The sequence below is a fragment of the Flavobacterium ginsenosidimutans genome (assembly GCF_003254625.1).
GTDB lineage: Bacteria > Bacteroidota > Bacteroidia > Flavobacteriales > Flavobacteriaceae > Flavobacterium > Flavobacterium ginsenosidimutans.
In genome coordinates this window covers 43134-61321 of the sequence record NZ_QJRJ01000078.1, presented here as the reverse complement: position 1 = coordinate 61321, position 18188 = coordinate 43134, and the positions used below count along the sequence as shown (strand labels likewise).

Genomic DNA, 18188 nt, shown 5'->3' with positions numbered 1-18188 from the left:
AAGAATATTATAGTGTTTTATGATTGTTTAATAGAATTGAAAAATGAATATTTTGTTTGAAGAAAAAGATTTGGAGATATTAATTTCGACAATGAACAGAGATTCGTTGGATTTTTTAGTTCCCATGTTTCCATCTTTAGATTATTCGAAAATTTCAATATTAATAATCAATCAGGTTGAAAATGAAACAAAACTTAACTCGAGTTTTCCTAATATACGAGTTATAAATTCATTTGAAAAAGGACTTTCTAAAAGCCGAAATTTAGCATTACAAAATGCGATTGGAAATATTCTTTTAATTTCGGACGATGATGTAATGTTTCAGGAAGGATTTGCTGCAAAAATAATTGGAGCTTATAATAAATATCCCAACGCTTCGACGATAAAGTTTTGCGCTCTGAAATCAAATAAAAAGCCTTTGAACAAATATTCAGCCAATTCTAAAAGCCATTTAAATGCTTTTGATATCTTGAATACAAGTTCTATTGAATTAACTTTAAATAAATTTCAGGTTGATTTTATAAAATATAGATTTGATGAAAATTTTGGACTGAGAGGAATTTTTGAAATGGGAGAAGAAGCTGTTTTTTTATCAGATTTAAAGAAAGATGGCAAACAGCTCGTTTTTGAACCTGAAATAATTGTTGCACATAACAACTCAACTTCTTCAGAGAAAAGAGATATATTAGACAAGTATTTTATTAGCGGAGCATTGTTTACCAGAATCTTTAAAGAAAAATATATCTTTTGGATTTTTATAAAGATGTTTTTTGATTTAAAACAGAAAAAAATAAAATTTGAAAACATCAAAACCGTTCTGAAAAGTGCAAAAAACGGACATGAAAAATTTGAAAGAATCCAACATGAAAATAAATAATAGAGGAATACAAATTATTTCAATTCCTAAAATTGAGGAACGAAGAGGAAATTTATCTGTAATAGAAAATGATACGATTCCTTTTGATATAAAAAGAGTTTATTATTTATATGATATTCCAACAGGATCAGAACGTGGCGGACACGCGCATAAAGATCTTCGGCAGTTTTTGGTTGCTTTGAGCGGAAGTTTTGATGTTGTTTTAAATGACGGAAAAGAAGAAACAATTATTACTTTAAATAAACCGTATGAAGGTTTACTGATCAATTCTGGAATTTGGAGAGAACTTCAGAATTTTTCTTCGGGTTCGATTTGCCTAGTTGTGGCTTCAGAAGTTTATATAGAAGAAGATTATATTCGGGATTTTGATGAATTTATAAAATACGTTAACCGTAAATAGAAAAATCAATTCCGCTTTGCTTTAATTTTTTTTTCAATTTTAAAAGAAACTGCAAAACGAAAGGCGGAACTTTTAATAAAAATTGAACTTTAAAAGGGATATTTTCCTTGTCAACATCTTTTAAATAAAAATTGAATTTGGTTTTATTCCCAAAAATATAGTAGTGTAATCCATATTCAATTCGATATAAATCAAGAAACTTTTTAAGAGATGGATTATCTTTTTCGAAGATTTTGAATTGTTCAAAATCCATTAAAATCCTCGAATTTATTTTGCGTTTAGTCAAACTATTGTCAATATCATAATTGTAAATAGCAGTAGTTTTATTTGTAATTGCTACAGGAAAACGGATTCCAATTTTGGTCCATAACTCCAAATCTTGTCCATTTGTTATGCCAGGTGTAAAACCTCCTATATTTTCTAAAATTTCTTTTGATATTGCCAGCGATGAAGTCCAAGTAATTCGGGATGGTTTATTAGAATAAAAATAATCATTGATAATCCCTTTAAAAGAATTTGCTATTCCTTGAAATACTGGGGTTTTAAAATGATTTGTACCAATTTTAGTTTTATATCGAGAGCAATACATGCCGCAATTAGGGAAATCAAGAATTAATTTATGCAATTCTTCTAAATGATTTGGAAACCAATAATCATCAGCATCAAGAAAGGCTATAAATTTTCCAGAAGATTTCTCAATTCCAAAATTTCTTGCAACAGAAACGCCTTGATTTTTTTGATTAAAAATTTGAATCCTTTTGTCATAAAATTTTCTTGCAATAGCTTCACTTGCATCAGTAGATCCGTCATTTATTATAATGATTTCATAATCAATAAAAGTTTGATCGAAAATACTTTTGATAGCGTTTTCGATATGATCAGCTTTATTGTGTAACGGAATAACTACCGAAAAAAAGACCATAATTGATTATTTTTTTAAATCGCAATAAAAGCCTAATTTATAAAAATCTAACAGATATAAATTTGGATTCTCTGAAGTTAAGTTGGCTAAGATTCTCTTTTTTGTTAGTCTATATATAGTCTTTATAATTCCAGTTAAATATAGCTTTTTTAAAAGTGAATGAACCTTTGTTAATCTAGCACTTTTAGGATCAATTTTATGAAAGCGAACTAAGTTGTATAAGTTTTGAACGGCTTTTTCAGATTTTTCAATAAAATCGATACTGTCTTCATTGTTGTAATGAATCAAGAGATTTTCGATATGAACAACTGGAACCGAATTTAAACGCAGATTTTCTATAAAAATCAAATCTTCATATCCATAATCTTTTATGAATTCTGGAAATGGAAATTGTAAAAGGATTTCTTTTTTTAAAAGTAAATTCCAAGTGAATACAAAATCGTAATTGTTTTTAAGCCTTTGATTTAAAGATTTAGTTTCTCTTTTTAAACCATATTTCCACCGAAGCAGTTTTTCTTTAGAAGGAACAATATCTGGGTATTTTACACCGCCAAAAATTACCGATGTTGAATTTGAAAGTAATTCAATATAATTTTTAAGGTAAAATTCGTTCTCAGGCAAAGCATCTGCTTCCATGATCAAGGTAAAATTATACTTTGATTTGGAACACAATAAATTAATATTTCTACCTCTGCCTAAGTTTTCAGCATTGATAGAAAAAGAGCAATTTTCGAGCGTATTTATCTGGCTATTTTCATTGGTGAATTTTTGGCTAAGATCATCTTGCGCCAAAATTTCATATTCAATTCCTAAATTATCTGCTTGCTGCTTAAGCTCATAAACAAGCTTAAAAACATTATAATTGTAAACAGGAATTAAAATCGAAAGCATTACACGCTTCTTTGCACCACTTCGAAGATTCTTTCATCTTCGCATTTTAAGGTTTTAGAAGGGAATTTCATCAATAAAGCATAATCGTGAGTTGCCATTATAACAGTTTTACCTGCGGCGTTGATTGCTTTTAAAACTTCTAAAACTTCAGAACTAGTTTGCGGATCAAGATTTCCAGTTGGTTCGTCAGCTAAGATGAATTCAGGATCATTAAGCAATGCTCTAGCAATCGCAACACGCTGCTGTTCTCCTCCAGAAAGTTGGTGAGGCATTTTGTTTACGAAATCTTTCATGCCTACTTTGTCCAAAACTTCATCAATTTTGTGCTCCATTGCATCTTTTTCGTGCCAGCCTGTAGCTTTTAAAACAAAAAGCATGTTGTCTTTTATAGAACGGTCTGGAAGCAATTTGAAGTCTTGAAATACAATTCCGATTTTACGTCTCAAAAACGGAATATCATTTTCTTTTATGCTTGCCAAATCAAATTCGACAATATGTCCTTCACCTTCAATTAAAGGTAAATCAGCATATAAAGTTTTTAGAAAACTACTTTTTCCAGAACCAGTTTTTCCGATAATGTAGATAAACTCACCGTGGTTAACATCCAAATTAATGTGAGATATAATTTTTCTTCCTTCTTGATATATAGTGACTTCTTTAAGAGATAGTACGGTTTGTGACATAATAAAATTGATTTGAATGGTAAAAGTAATAAGATAACGTTTGTATTCAAAATAAATTTGAATCATTTCTTAGGAAAAAGTTTAAAAAATGAAATGTTTTAGAAAGTTTGAGAACCAATAAATTGAAGTTTATTAAACCTTAAAATCATAAACGATTATTAATTTGTTTATAATAAAACCTAAAAACGTTTCGTTATAAAGCGTATAAAATGATACATTTGAATACCTAAATATTAATCAAAATGCGTAAACTATCCAGGTTCTTTATATTCCAAATTCTCCTTACTTCGACAATAGTTTCGGCACAGAAATCGGCTATTTATACTTACGAATTAAAGGATTTTGACAAAGCACTGGCTTTATATAACGACAAACAATATGCGTCGGCTCAACTGATTTTTGAAAAAGTAAAATACAATGCAACAAACGAAGAAGTGCAATCGGATTGTGCTTTTTACATTGCCAATTGTGCGATTAGAACGAACAAAGCAAATGCTGATGCTTTGGTGGAAAAATTCGTTAGCGATTACCCAACAAGTACAAAACAAAATCAGGCTTATATAGAAGCGGCACAGTATTTTTTCGAACAAGGAAATTATCCAAAAGCTTTACAATGGTTTGATAAAGTTGACGAAAGCTACATGAGCAAAGCAGAATCTGATAAGTTCAACTTCATGAAAGGTTACAGCTATTTTAATGCTAAAAAGAAAAAAGAAGCCACAAACTATTTTAATAAAGTTGTAAATTCTAAAGAATATGGTTCTCAAGCCAAATATTACTTAGGATTTATGGCGTATGAAGGCGATGATTATAAAGAAGCAACGAAATATTTTGATGAGGTTTCGGGCGAGGAAAAATACAAAGAAAAGCTTTCGTATTATCAAGCTGATATGAATTTCAAATTAGGAAATTTTCAAAAAGCGATTGATTTAGGTCAGGTTGCAATGAATAAATCTAATGAAATTGAAAAATCGGAATTGAATAAAATTATTGGAGAAAGTTATTTCAATTTAAAACAATACGGAAAAGCGATTCCTTATTTAGAGCAATACGCTGGTAAAAAAGGAAAATGGAATAATACCGATTTTTACCAATTAGGTTATGCGTATTATGAGCAAAAAGAGTATGAAAAAGCGATTTCTCAGTTTAATAAAATTATTGAAGGAAGGGATTTTGTGGCGCAAAATGCTTATTATCATTTAGGTTTAAGTTATTTAAATACAGGTAAAAAGCAAGAAGCTTTAAATGCTTTTAAAAATGCATCTGAAATGGATTTCAATGCACAAATTCAAGAAGATGCGGCTTTAAACTACGCTAAATTGAGTTATGATATCGGAAATGCTTATCAAGCTGTTCCGGGTATTTTATTAGATTTCCTTAAAAAATATCCAAATAATTCGAGCCGTTCAGAAGTAGAAAAACTATTGGTTGATTCTTATATTTCTTCTAAAAATTATAAAGAAGCTTTGGTTTTATTGGAAAAAAATAGAAGCGCTGAAAACAAAGCGGCATATCAAAAAGTGCTTTTTTATCGCGGATTAGAATTGTACAATGAATCCAATTACCAAGAAGCAGGTAAAATGTTCAAAAGCGCAATCAGCGAGCAAAAAACGCCTGAATTTACCGCTCGTGCGACTTTCTGGAAAGCAGAAACAGAATATTTAAATGATGATATGCAAAACGCTCTTCTAACTTACAAACAGTTTGCAGGAATGGCAGCGGCAAAATCTACAGATGAATATAAAAACGTAAACTATAATATTGGTTACACGTATTTTAAATTGAAAGAATACGACCAAGCAGCGAATTCTTTCCAAGCTCAAATTGATAATTCACCTTCAGATAAAGTTCGTTTAAACGATTCTTACTTGCGTTTGGGAGATTGCCGATTTGTAACTTCAAAATATAGCGCGGCAAATGAAGCATACGCTAAAGCAATTGCTGCAAAAGGCGTGGATGCAGATTATGCGCAGTTCCAAAAAGCACTTTCTTATGGATTTATGTCAAATAATGCCAAGAAGGTAGATGAATTGAACAATTTTATCCAGATGTACAAAAAATCATCTTACCGTGATGATGCTTTGTTTGAATTAGGAAATACTTATGTTGCAGAAAAGAAAAACGATCAGGCAATCAAAACTTATGATCAATTGATTTCTGAATTTAAAGATGGATCTTTTACTTCAAAAGCAATTTTAAAACAAGGTTTAATTTATTACAATTCGGATCGTGACGAGCAAGCTTTGACGAAATTCAAAAAAGTAGCTGCTGAATTCCCAAAAACTCCAGAAGCTTTAGAAGCAGTTGCAACGGCAAGATTAATCTATGTAGATTCTGGAAAAGTAGATGAATACGCAACTTGGGTTCGTACATTGGATTTCGTTGCAGTTACTGATGCAGAATTGGATAATGATACTTATGATGCGGCTTTCAAACAATACAGCCAAAATAATCCTAAACAAGCAATTCTTGGCTTTGCTGGATATATTGCTAAGTTCCCGAACGGAATGCATGCGCTTGAAGCTAATTTCTATTTGGCGCAGCTTACTTATGCAGAAGGTTCTGAAACGAAATCTATTGCTAATTATCAATACGTAATCGATCAGCCTAGAAATGAATTTACAGAACAAGCTTTAAACAGATTGGCTCAGATTTATTTGAAAGCGAAAGATTGCGATAAAGCGATTCCAGTTTTAACAAGATTAGGAAATGAAGCAGATTTTCCTCAGAATAAAAACTTTGCTCAAGCCAATTTGATGAAATGTTATTATGACAAAAAAGATTATGACAATTCGGTTATAGCGGCAGAAAAAGTATTAGAAAATCCGAAAGCAGACGCTGGTGTAAAAGCAGATGCACAGATTATTGTGGCGCGCGCGGCAATACAGACAGGAAATGAAGATAAAGCCAAAACGGCTTATGCAAAACTTTCTGCAACTTCAAAAGGAGAATTAGCAGCAGAAGCTTTGTATTATGATGCCTATTTCAAGACAAAAGAAGGTAAATATGAGGCTTCGAATACGGCAGTTCAAAAACTGGCAAAAAGTTATTCGGCTTATAAATATTACGGAGCTAAAGGTTTGGTTTTAATGGCAAAAAACTTCTATGGTTTGAAAGACAGTTATCAAGCGACTTATATTTTGGATAACGTAATCAACAATTTTACAGATTATCCAGATGTAGTTGAAGAAGCGAAGAAAGAATTGAATACTATTAAAGCTGAAGAATCAAAAACAAATTCGTCGATTAATAGATAGTTTATTAGTAAGAAGTGAGATGTTATCTGTAAAAGGACAACTGAAAAAGAAACATTTCACATTTCACAAATCACATTTCACAAGAAAAAAAATGAGTTTACCTTTTTATATAGTTGATGTTTTTGCCGATAAAAAATATGCCGGAAATCAGTTGGCAGTTTTTATGGACGCAGGAAATTTAAGTAAAGAACAAATGCAGCAAATTGCACGCGAGATTAATTTTGCAGAAAGCACATTTGTTACCAAACTAGACAGAGAAAATAATAAAGCTGAAATTAGAATTTTCACGCCAGCTCACGAAATGCAGTTTGCGGGACATCCGATCATTGGAACTTCTTGGGTTCTGATGAATAAGATCTTTGAAAATTCTCCTAATGAAATAAAATTAGAAGTTCCAATTGGACCAATCGCAATCAATAAATCAGATGATTTGATTTGGTTGAAAGCGGCGCAGCCAAAGTTTTGGGATACTTTTTCGAAAGAGGATTTTACACATTTCAGTAATCTGCAAGTGAGTGATTTCGAAAATCAGTTTCCAATTCAGGAAGTTACAACAGGAAGCGCTTTTGTAATGGTTGGATTGAGCAGTAAAAGGGCTTTAGAAAATTTGGTTTTAGATAAAGATAAAGCAGATGAATGGATGAAACAGCACTGCAAAACAGATCATCGAGGTTTATACTTTTATTATTTAGAAGGAGAAAAACTGTTTAGCCGAATGTTGTGTGTAGAGCATAATCAGTTGGTAGAAGATGCTGCGACAGGAAGTGCCAGTACTTGTTTACAGGCTTTTTTATTAAAATATCATAAACCTGAATTTGAATTGACAAATCATCAAGGAGACTACATTGGCCGTCCATCTGAAATTTATTTTAATGGAAAACTAAGCGGAGATCTGTTTGATATTAGAATAGGAGGAAAAGCTCAGTTTGTGGCCAAAGGAGAATGGGAAGCTTAGAAATTAGATAATTGAGATAATTAGAAAATTAGATAATCTAAAAAGTGAAATGAGAAAAGTGAAATGTGGATCTGAAAAGAGAATATTTATCGAAACACATTTTACAAACAACATTTCACATAATAATATAAATATGAAATTAAACTGCCGACATAAAATAATCATTTTGTTAGTGTTATTTACAGCTCAGTTTTCGATTGCGCAGAAGAAAAATGAAAGCATTGGTACTGAAACGGTAAATGTGGTAAAACCTTATTCGCCGACTATTTCAGATGCTTTTAAAGTGAAAGAGATTCCTTCGCTTGACGACAGCGGTAATCAGCCGAAAGAAGTTATTAAATACAGTATTTTGTCTGTTCCTGTGGCATCGACTTTTACGCCTTCAAAAGGAAAAGCGGAAGGTGTAGAAAAAGCAAAAAAAGAAAAATTATTTAATAATTATGCGACTTTAGGCGTTGGAAATTACAGTACTTTAAATGCTGAATTATTCGTAAATCAGGATTTAGGAAATAATGATTATGTGGCAGGAATGTTTCGCCATCATTCTTCTCAAGGCGGAATTAAAGATGTGGAATTGAATGATGAATTTTACGATACAGCAATTAATATTGGTTACGGTCAAAATAACAGAGATGCGGCTTGGGCTGTAGATTTGGGTTACCAAAACCAGATTTACAATTGGTACGGACTTCCATCAGATTTTGGATCTACAATTCCAGACCAGCGTTATGATTTGGTAAATAGCATCAATCCGGATCATTCTTATAATACGATTTGGCTTGGAGGAAATGCTGAATTTACGGAGAGTATTTTTAGTAAACTTTCTACAAAATTCACTCATTTTTCAGACAGTTATTCTTCATCAGAAAACAGATTTTTTGTAAAGCCAACTTTTACAGTTGATGTAATGGATCAGGCAATTAAAACAAACGTTATTATAGATCATGTAAGCGGTTCTTTCAAAAATAATTATTTACAGGATAATACAGAAGCTTTAAAATATAGTTTTACAAATGTTGGAATTGAGCCAAGTTTTGTAATCAATGAAAATGAATGGACATTAGAATTAGGAGCTGGAATTTATTACAGTGCAGATTCTGAAAACAGCGGAAACAAATTTTATTTCTACCCAAAAGTAAATGCTTCTTATAGATTAGTTGGGGATTTGATGATTTTTTATACTGGAGTAAATGGCGGTTTAAATCAGAATTCTTATGCCGATTTTGTAACTGAAAATCCGTTTTTATCTCCAACTTTAAATATGCGTCCGTCTAGTACACAATATAATGTGTTTGCGGGTTTAAAAGGAAAGTTGGCTAACAATGTAAATTATAACTTGACGGGTTCTTACTTGAATGAAAAAGATAAAGCATTGTTTAAGGCAAATGATTATACAGAAGTAATTACAAACGAAGATTATGCTTTCGGAAATTCATTTGGGGTGGTTTATGAAGACATTAGAACATTCCGTTTCTATGGAGAATTAAAAGCAGATTTCTCTCAAAATGTAACTTTCGGAATCAATGGAACTTTCAATAGTTATAGTACAGACAACAATGTTCAAGCATGGAATTTGCCAACAATGAAATTAAGTTCAACTTTAGACGTTAATATAACTAAGCAATGGTATGCAGGATTGAATGTATTTTATGTAGGTGAAAGAAAAGATATGCAGACAAATACTTCTTTAGGATTAGATGCTGAGACAATAACTCTAAAAAGTTATTTTGACACGAATGCTCATTTAGGTTATAAATTCAATGAACGCTTGACGTTTTTCTTGAAACTAAATAATATAGGAAATCAAGCTTACGAAAAATGGTTAAATTATCCTGTACAAGGATTCCAGGTTTTAGGAGGCGCAAACTATAAATTTGATTTTTAGACTTATTGCCACAAAGACACTAAGGCACAAAAATTTTATAAAAGAATAAAGTGCCTTTTTTTTTCAGCCATGAACTCATGAATTTTTTGGAGTAGATTCGTGAATTCGTGGCTGTTTTTTTAATTTTATAATATGGAAGTTACATTACGTCAAGAAAATAAAAATGATTTTGAAAGTGTTTTTCAATTGATAGAAAAAGCTTTTGAAAAAGAAGAGCATTCCGATCACAAAGAACAGTTTTTGGTTGAAAGGCTTAGAAAATCTGATGCTTTTATTCCTGAATTGTCTGTTGTCGCTGAAAGTGATAATAGAATTGTTGGGCATATTTTATTTACAAGACTAAAAATTATTAATGACAAAGATGTGTTTAATTGTCTATCATTGGCACCTGTTTCTGTGTTACCTGATTTTCAAAGAAAAGGAATAGGCTCAAAACTCATTTTATATGGACATGAAGTTGCAAAAAAATTAGGATACAAATTTGTTATTTTGCTAGGACATCAAGATTACTATCCAAGATTTGGATATGAGCTTTGCGAAAAATACAATATTAAAATGCCTTTTGATGTTCCTTCTGAAAATTGTATGGTATTTGCACTTATAAAAGACGGATTGCATAATGTAAGTGGAAATGTAATTTATCCTTTAGGTTTTTTTGAATAAAAACTTAGACAAAGAAAAAAAACCTTTGCACCTTTGCACCTTTGTACCTCAGAACCTCAGTACCTTTAAAAAAAATGACTTTCAAAGAAAAAATATATATCCATTATACACAAATGGTTCAGGATAGAATCGATGTTTTTAGAGACATGATTACGAACTTGACCGAAGATTCCAAAAACGATGCAAAAGGTTCAGCTGGTGATAAACACGAAACGGCTTTGTCAATGATGCACATCGAACAGGAAAAATTAACGAATAAATTAAAAGAAGCAATTGCGCAAATTGCAGTTTTAGATAAAATAGATCCGCTTAAAACGACAGAAAACATTATTTTAGGAAGTCTGGTAAAAGCAAACGGAATCTATTTGTATGTTAGTGTGGCGCTTCCAAAAATAGCTATTGACGGAATTAATGTTATTGCGCTTTCTCCGCAATCTCCTTTAGGAAATCATTTGATGGGGAATAAGGCCGGGTTTCAGTTTGAAATTAATAAAACGCATTATACTATTCAAAGCGTTGAATAATCTAAATTAGTCTACGAATAACTTTGTCAAAGTTTTAAACTTTGACAAAGTTGATTGCCGCAAAGTTTGTCAAGATGACAAACTTTTATAAAACATAGCCCGTGGTTTCAACCACGGGACGCAATATATACAATACGTTTCCCGTGGTTGAAACCACGGGCTATGCTTTGAAATTAATTAATAAAAAACTTTGTCGAGTCACTGGGAGTTCTCTTTCCTCGAAATTGAAAGAATGTCGCCTAGATGATTATATAAAATACAATTCCAGAACACCTTTTCTTCTTCTCTTTACGAATTTTTCAGTGATACTGAAATAACTCAAAAATTAATTCAAAAAACTAGGCTGAACTTTAAATTTTAAAGCAGTTTTTACCTCAAAATTAAAATTTTCAAGTTTCAAGCTTATTTTTGCTTATGAATTTTACATTTTTCATGTAAAATTAAAATAATGGTTTAAATTTGTAACTGAAATAACTATTTGTGTTTTTCAATTGTAACTAATACTCCATCTTTGCCCTATCAAATTAAAATTTAAAAAATAAAATATAGAATATTATGTGTGGAATTGTATGTGCCTTTGATCTTAAACAAAAAGCCGAAGCGTTAAGACCTCAAGTATTAGAAATGTCAAAAATCATTCGTCACCGCGGACCAGACTGGAGCGGAATTTACAGCAATGATAAAGCAATTCTTTCTCACGAGCGTTTGGCTATTGTAGATCCAGCTTCAGGAAAACAACCTTTATTTACAGAAGATAAAAAATTGGTTTTAGCTGCAAACGGTGAAATTTACAATCACAGAGATTTGCGTAAACAATTTGAAGGAAAATATAACTTTCAAACTGAAAGTGACTGTGAAGTTATTTTAGCATTATATAAAGAAAAAGGAGTAAGTTTTGTTGATGAATTAAACGGAATTTTTGGTTTCGCAATTTATGATGTAGATAAAGATGAGTATTTTGTAGCTCGTGACCACATGGGAATTATTCCATTGTATATTGGATGGGATCAGCACGGAACTTTCTATGTTGCTTCTGAATTAAAAGCTTTAGAAGGATATTGTACAAAAATCGAATTATTTCCTCCGGGACATTATTTATCAAGCAAAGACGGTGAATTTGTACAATGGTACAAAAGAGACTGGGTTGATTATGATGCGGTTAAAGACAACGAAACTAGTATTCCAGAAATCAAAAAAGCGCTTGAAGCAGCAGTTCACAGACAATTAATGAGTGATGTTCCTTACGGAGTTTTACTATCTGGAGGTTTAGATTCTTCTATTACTTCGGCTGTAGCTAAAAAATTCGCTCAAAAAAGAATTGAGTCTGATGATACAACAGATGCTTGGTACCCACAATTGCACTCTTTCTCAGTTGGTTTAGAAGGTTCGCCAGATTTAGCTGCAGCGAGAAAAGTAGCAGATCATATTGGAACTATTCACCACGAGATTAAATTTACAATCCAAGAAGGTTTAGATGCTGTTCGCGATGTAATTTACAACTTAGAAACTTACGATGTAACGACAGTTAGAGCTTCGACTCCAATGTGGTTAATGGCGAGAGTAATCAAATCTATGGGAATCAAAATGGTTCTTTCAGGAGAAGGTGCAGATGAATTATTTGGAGGATATTTATACTTCCACAAAGCGCCAAATGCTAGAGAGTTTCACGAAGAAAACGTTCGTAAATTAGGTAAACTTCACATGTACGACTGTTTACGTGCAAACAAAAGTTTAGCTGCTTGGGGAATTGAAGGTCGTGTGCCATTCTTAGATAAAGAATTTATGGATGTTGCAATGCGCATCAACCCACAAGATAAAATGATCAACAAAGAACATCCAATGGAAAAATGGGTTGTTCGTAAAGCTTTCGAAGATATGCTTCCAGAAAGTGTGGCTTGGAGACAAAAAGAGCAATTTTCTGACGGAGTAGGATACAGCTGGATTGATACTTTGAAAGAAGTAGTAGCAAGAGAAGTTTCGGATGAGCAATTAGCAAACGCTAGATTTAAATTCCCATTGCAAACACCAACTTCAAAAGAAGAATACTACTATCGTTCAATCTTCTCTGAGCATTTCCCAAGCGACGCAGCAGCGTTATGTGTACCTCAAGAAGCAAGTGTAGCTTGTAGTACAAAAATCGCTCTAGAGTGGGATGAAGCTTTCAAAAACTTAAACGATCCATCTGGTAGAGCGGTAGCAAACGTTCACGATGATGCTTATGTTAAAGCCTAAATAAGAGTTTAATTTTTAGAATTAGTATATATTTTTTAGAAAAACGTTCTCCACCGAGGGCGTTTTTCTTGTCTTAGGATGTTAAATTATACAATTTCAGATGTTTGTGAAATTTGAGACGTATATGTTTGACTTTCTTTTAATATATTTGGCATCTGCAGTATTATTATCGAATGCTAAATATTTTAATCAAATTAATAGCTGAAAGCAAAAATTAATACATAGTTTTGCTTTCACTGAAAAATTTTAATGTTTTTTTAATGTTCAAACCAAATTTTGAACTATAAAAGGAAATGGAATAATAAAATAAAAGATTATGTCTGGATTATTAGCTGTAATTGGTAAAGGAAAAGACCCCAAACTTGTAAAAGAACTATCAGAAAGAATGTCACATCGTGGCCCTGATGAAAGCGATGTTCATATTATGGAAAATGGAAGTGTGCTTTGTCATGAAAGTTTATCTATTATTGATCTTAACTCAGGAAAACAGCCTATTCAAGGAACGGATAAAGCTTGGATGGTTCATGATGGTGAAATTTATAATTATCAAGAGCTTAAAAATACAGTTTTAAAAAATCATACTTTTAGAACAGAGTCAGATTCAGAAGTAATTGTACATCTTTATGAAGAATTTGGATATGATTTTTGCAATAAATTGGATGGAGATTTTGCTTTTGTAGTAATCGACGGCGACAAATATATTGCGGGACGCGACCCAATTGGGGTGAAGCCTTTGTATTATGGATTGGATGAAAGAGGTAGAATTTACTTCTCATCAGAAATGAAATCTATTGCAGATCAATGCAAAACGTTTTCTACTTTTCCTCCGGGACATTATTATACAGCAAAAACTGGTTTTGTTAAATATTACCGCCCAGAATACGAAGATCATAAAAACGCAAAGCAACCTCTTGACTTAGATTTGATTCGTGAAAGTTTAATTAAGGCAACGAGTAAACGTTTGTTGGCAGAAGTTCCTTTAGGAGTTGTTTTGTCAGGAGGATTAGATACTTCTTTAATTTCTTCGATCACTTCTCGATTATTAAAAGCGAAAGGTCAAAAACTACATTCATTTTCTATCGGATTAGATGCTAATGCGCCTGATAATATTGCAGCTAGAAAAGCAGCTGAGTTTTTAGGGACAGAGCATCACGAAATTCATTTTTCAGTAGAAGAAGGAGTTAAGGTTTTAGAAAAAGTAATCTATCATATTGAAACTTACGATATTATTTCAGTAAGATCTGGAGTTCCAATGTATTTATTGTCTAAAGCGATTGCTGATCAAGGCATAAAAGTGATCTTGTCAGGAGAAGGTGCAGATGAGGTTTTTGGAGGACATTTATATTTTAGAAATGCACCTACAGAAGAAGAATTTCAAGATGAAACAATCGAAAGAGTTCAGAAGTTATTTACAGCAGATTTACTTCGCGCTGATAAAACAACAATGGCTAATGGACTTGAGGTTAGAATTCCTTTTTTAGATACAGAATTTTTAGATGTTGCTATTCGAATCAAAACAGAAGAAAAACAGCCGAAAAATTATGACGGCGTTGAAAAATATATTTTAAGAAAAGCCTTTGATACAGAAGATCCTTATTTGCCTTCAGAAATTTTATGGCGTCAGAAAGAGCAATTTTCTGATGGAGTAGGATACAATTGGGTTGATGAATTAATTGAATATTGTGCTTCGCAAGTTACGGATGAGCAATTAGCAGGTGCAAGTGTAGAATTCCCATATAATTCACCAACAACGAAAGAAGCCTACTTGTATCGATCAATTTTTCATAAATACTATCCACAGGTCAGCGCGGCGCAAACCGTTCGTAAATGGATTCCAAAATGGCAGGAAAATCTAGATCCAAGTGGAAGAGCAAATGCAGCCCATTTAAATGGGAATTTTGAATCTGTAAAATCTGGAATGGCAGTTTAAAAACTTAAGATTATAAAGGAAAAAACCGAAACTATATGCTAAATATAGTTTCGGTTTTTTCTTTTTGTATTATTTGTGAAATTCAGAATGAATATTTTACGGCATCCCGTAAAATACTAAAACTAAGTTAACAAGGATTTCTGAGCTTAGGAAAAATACTATATTTGGTTGCGAAGGAATATTTTAATCCTTAAACCAATATAAACAAAACCTATGAGAAAACTATTACTAAGTGGAATTTTATGCTGCTCATTAATTTCTTTGAGCTCAGTTTACGCACAAAAGGCAGAAGTGCCTAAATTTATTACAAATGTTGAAGGTGTTAAAGAATATTCTTTAAACAATGGACTAAAAGTTCTTTTGATTCCTGATGCTTCTCAAAGTAACATGGTAGTCAATATTGTTTATAATGTAGGTTCTAGAAATGAAGGTTATGGCGAAAAAGGAATGGCTCATTTGTTAGAACACATGCTTTTTAAAAGCACTAAAAATCTGGGAGACATCAAAAAGATGCTTGCTGATAAAGGAGGAAATGCAAACGGAACCACTTGGCTTGACCGTACAAATTATTATGAAATTTTTCCATCGAGTGATGAAAACCTGAAATGGAGTATCGAGATGGAAGCTGATAGAATGATTAACGCAACTATTCTTCAATCGGATTTGGATAAGGAATTTTCAGTTGTAAGAAACGAGTTTGAAATAAGCGAAAATAGACCAGAAAGAGTTTTGCAAGAAAGAGTGGTTTCGACTGCTTATTTGTGGCATAACTACGGAAATAGTACTATTGGAAGTAAAGAAGATATCGAACGCGTAAAAGCAAATACGCTTAGAGTTTTTTATGAAAAATATTACCAGCCAGATAATGCGACTTTGGTCGTTGCAGGTAAATTTGATGAGCAAAAAGCATTGCAATATATTGGTCAGTATTTTGGAGCTGTTCCAAGACCTAAAAGAGTTTTAGATAAAACCTATACAATTGAGCCTTCGCAGGATGGTGAAAAATTTGTAGAATTGAAAAGAGCAGGCGACAGCAAAAATGTTGGAGCACTATATCACACGGTTTCTTATGTTGATAAAGATTTTGCTGCTATTGATGCATTAGGTGAGATTTTGACTGCAGATCCTTCAGGATATTTATATAAATCATTGGTAGATACTCAGAAAGTTTCAAGCCTTTATTCTTGGCAACCAACTTTAAGAGATGCTGGTTACATGTATTTTGGATTTTCTCTAGGCAACGATAAAGATATAAAGGCAACCCAAGATATTGTTAGAGGAGAATTGGATAAAATTGCAACGATAAAATATACAGATGAGGATGTAAACAGAGCTAAAGCTAAAATTATTAAAGAAATAGAATCTGTTAAAAATAACACCATTTATTATGCAATTAATTTAACGCAAATTATTAGTGCTGGCGATTATAGATTGGGGTATTTATATCGAGATGGAGTTGAAAAACTAACTAAGGAAGATATTCAGCGTGTTGCAGAAAAGTATTTTAGAAGTAATAACAGAACAGTTGGGATATTTATTCCATCAAAAGATGAACAGAGAATTAAACCTGTAGAATATACAGATGATCAAATTGTTGCATTAACTAAAGATTACAAAGGGAGAGCTTTGGAAAAAGAAATTGCAGATTTTGAGGCGTCAATCAAAAATCTAAAACAAAATTTGACTGAAGGGAAACTGACAAATGGTGTTAAGTATGGTGTTATTAAAAAAGAAATAAAAGGAGGAAAGGTTCAGGCCAATTTTATTTTCCCTGTTAGTAATGAAAAAGATCTTGAAGGAAAATCAAATGTTGGAGTTATTTTGGCAGAACTGCTTAAAACAGGAACAAAAACAAAAAGCAAAGAACAAATACAAGATCGTTTAGATCAATTAAAATCAAGTATTTATTTTGGTTTTGGCCAACAGACGCTTTCTGTTTATGTGACAACTTACAAAGAAAGTTTTAAAGAGGTTATGGGGATTTTAGAAGATTTACTTCTTAATTCGACTTTTCCTCAAAATGAGTTGACCAAGACAATTAGTGACTATAACACTTATCTTGAAGGAAGATTGAATGATCCAGAGTCAATTGCTTTTAATCAAATTGTTAGACAAACTAATCCCTATCCAAAAGAAAGTATTTTTTATACCTCTACAACTCAAGAGCAAATAGATGCCTTTAAACAGATAAAACAATCTGAACTAGTTGATTTCTATAAAAATATTTTAGGAGGAAATAATGGAGTAGGAAGTATTGTTACTGATTTAGATGCAAAAGAAATTGGGGTGATTTTAGAAAATACTTTTGGAAAATGGAATTCAAAATCAAAGTATGAAATTGCAAAACCTACTTATTTTGAAACAAAAAAATCAGATAAAGATTTGCTTACTCCTGATAAAGAAAATGCTGTTGCGCTTGGAAGGGTGAGTTTTAAAATGGATAGAAATAGTCCAGATTATCCAGCTTTTGTAATGGCAAATGAAATATTAGGAAGCGGAGGTTTTTTAAGTGCTAGAATTCCGATGAGATTACGTGAAAAAGAAGGAATAAGTTATGGGGCAGGAGCAATGATAAATGTGCCAATTACAAATGATGTAGCATATTGGCAATATTATGCTCTTTTAAACCCTACTAAAAAGAATGCGGTTGAAACTGCAGTTAAAGAAGAGATTTCGAAAGCATTAAAAGACGGTTTTACTGCCGAAGAAATGAAGTCGAATTTTAAAAGTTGGCAGAATGGCAGAAAAACAAGATTAGGAAATGATAATACTTTGATTGGGCTTGTAAATACCTATTTACAATATGGAATTCCTCTAGAAGATTATGATGACTTAGAAAATAAAGTTAAAGCGTTAAAATTAGACGATGTTAATAATGTAATTAGAAAATACTTGAGTTTAGACAAAATGACGTCAATCTACGCTGGAGATTTTAATAAGAAACAATAAGCAGATTTGGACTAAAACTC

Annotated in this window: 13 protein-coding genes; 10 read left to right on the top strand and 3 right to left on the bottom strand. The window is 32.0% G+C overall.

Annotation, left to right across the window (positions count from 1 at the left end; all coding sequences use genetic code 11):
- The first annotated feature begins 43 nt into the window (after window positions 1-43).
- A complete protein-coding gene (locus DM444_RS13560) occupies window positions 44-877 on the top strand; it encodes a glycosyltransferase family 2 protein (RefSeq protein WP_111287525.1) in 834 nt (277 codons plus the stop codon).
- Complete coding sequence (locus tag DM444_RS13555) at window positions 864-1277, top strand: sugar 3,4-ketoisomerase (protein WP_111287944.1); 414 nt, start codon at window positions 864-866, stop codon at window positions 1275-1277. Before DM444_RS13560 ends, DM444_RS13555 begins: the two co-directional genes overlap by 14 nt.
- On the opposite strand, the gene DM444_RS13550 is transcribed toward DM444_RS13555, so the two are convergent.
- From DM444_RS13550 to DM444_RS13540, 3 genes are read right to left on the bottom strand one after another with little or no spacing between them, the layout of a single operon-like run.
- Window positions 1264-2199: a glycosyltransferase family 2 protein gene (locus DM444_RS13550; protein WP_111287523.1), complete on the bottom strand. Its 936-nt coding sequence runs from the start codon at window positions 2197-2199 to the stop codon at window positions 1264-1266. The genes DM444_RS13555 and DM444_RS13550 overlap by 14 nt on opposite strands.
- Window positions 2200-2205: 6 nt before the next feature.
- Complete coding sequence (locus DM444_RS13545) at window positions 2206-3090, bottom strand: glycosyltransferase (protein ID WP_111287521.1); 885 nt, start codon at window positions 3088-3090, stop codon at window positions 2206-2208.
- Window positions 3090-3773, bottom strand: a complete 684-nt coding sequence (locus DM444_RS13540) for a cell division ATP-binding protein FtsE (protein ID WP_111287942.1) — start codon at window positions 3771-3773, stop codon at window positions 3090-3092. Before DM444_RS13540 ends, DM444_RS13545 begins: the two co-directional genes overlap by 1 nt.
- A 242-nt stretch (window positions 3774-4015) precedes the next feature.
- On the opposite strand from DM444_RS13540, the gene DM444_RS13535 reads away from it, so the two are divergent.
- From DM444_RS13535 to DM444_RS13500, 8 genes are all read left to right on the top strand, one after another.
- Entirely contained in the window at window positions 4016-7030 is a 3015-nt protein-coding gene (locus DM444_RS13535) for a tetratricopeptide repeat protein (protein WP_111287519.1), read from the top strand.
- Window positions 7031-7121: 91 nt separating this feature from the next.
- Entirely contained in the window at window positions 7122-7985 is an 864-nt protein-coding gene (locus tag DM444_RS13530) for a PhzF family phenazine biosynthesis protein (RefSeq protein ID WP_111287940.1), read from the top strand.
- Between the two features lie 133 nt (window positions 7986-8118).
- Window positions 8119-9870 carry a TonB-dependent receptor gene (locus DM444_RS13525; RefSeq protein ID WP_111287517.1) on the top strand — a complete coding sequence of 584 codons (1752 nt, stop codon included), beginning with the start codon at window positions 8119-8121 and terminating at the stop codon, window positions 9868-9870.
- 132 nt (window positions 9871-10002) lie between these two features.
- Window positions 10003-10533 carry a GNAT family N-acetyltransferase gene (locus tag DM444_RS13520; protein WP_111287515.1) on the top strand — a complete coding sequence of 177 codons (531 nt, stop codon included), beginning with the start codon at window positions 10003-10005 and terminating at the stop codon, window positions 10531-10533.
- Between the two features lie 74 nt (window positions 10534-10607).
- Window positions 10608-11057 carry a hypothetical protein gene (locus DM444_RS13515; RefSeq protein ID WP_111287513.1) on the top strand — a complete coding sequence of 150 codons (450 nt, stop codon included), beginning with the start codon at window positions 10608-10610 and terminating at the stop codon, window positions 11055-11057.
- A 555-nt stretch (window positions 11058-11612) separates the two neighbouring features.
- A complete protein-coding gene (gene asnB, locus DM444_RS13510; protein ID WP_111287511.1) occupies window positions 11613-13289 on the top strand; it encodes an asparagine synthase B in 1677 nt (558 codons plus the stop codon).
- A gap of 316 nt (window positions 13290-13605) precedes the next feature.
- Entirely contained in the window at window positions 13606-15219 is a 1614-nt protein-coding gene (gene asnB, locus DM444_RS13505; protein WP_111287509.1) for an asparagine synthase B, read from the top strand.
- A gap of 213 nt (window positions 15220-15432) precedes the next feature.
- Entirely contained in the window at window positions 15433-18168 is a 2736-nt protein-coding gene (locus tag DM444_RS13500; RefSeq protein WP_111287507.1) for a M16 family metallopeptidase, read from the top strand.
- Window positions 18169-18188 lie beyond the last annotated feature (20 nt).

Bases quoted from the DNA above. Each gene is read 5' to 3' on its own strand.
- DM444_RS13560 (WP_111287525.1), top strand. From the start codon at position 44: ATGAATATTTTGTTTGAAGAAAAAGATTTGGAGATATTAATTTCGACA.
- DM444_RS13555 (WP_111287944.1), top strand. From the start codon at position 864: ATGAAAATAAATAATAGAGGAATACAAATTATTTCAATTCCTAAAATT.
- DM444_RS13550 (WP_111287523.1), bottom strand. From the start codon at position 2,199: ATGGTCTTTTTTTCGGTAGTTATTCCGTTACACAATAAAGCTGATCAT.
- DM444_RS13545 (WP_111287521.1), bottom strand. From the start codon at position 3,090: ATGCTTTCGATTTTAATTCCTGTTTACAATTATAATGTTTTTAAGCTT.
- DM444_RS13540 (WP_111287942.1), bottom strand. From the start codon at position 3,773: ATGTCACAAACCGTACTATCTCTTAAAGAAGTCACTATATATCAAGAA.
- DM444_RS13535 (WP_111287519.1), top strand. From the start codon at position 4,016: ATGCGTAAACTATCCAGGTTCTTTATATTCCAAATTCTCCTTACTTCG.
- DM444_RS13530 (WP_111287940.1), top strand. From the start codon at position 7,122: ATGAGTTTACCTTTTTATATAGTTGATGTTTTTGCCGATAAAAAATAT.
- DM444_RS13525 (WP_111287517.1), top strand. From the start codon at position 8,119: ATGAAATTAAACTGCCGACATAAAATAATCATTTTGTTAGTGTTATTT.
- DM444_RS13520 (WP_111287515.1), top strand. From the start codon at position 10,003: ATGGAAGTTACATTACGTCAAGAAAATAAAAATGATTTTGAAAGTGTT.
- DM444_RS13515 (WP_111287513.1), top strand. From the start codon at position 10,608: ATGACTTTCAAAGAAAAAATATATATCCATTATACACAAATGGTTCAG.
- asnB (WP_111287511.1), top strand. From the start codon at position 11,613: ATGTGTGGAATTGTATGTGCCTTTGATCTTAAACAAAAAGCCGAAGCG.
- asnB (WP_111287509.1), top strand. From the start codon at position 13,606: ATGTCTGGATTATTAGCTGTAATTGGTAAAGGAAAAGACCCCAAACTT.
- DM444_RS13500 (WP_111287507.1), top strand. From the start codon at position 15,433: ATGAGAAAACTATTACTAAGTGGAATTTTATGCTGCTCATTAATTTCT.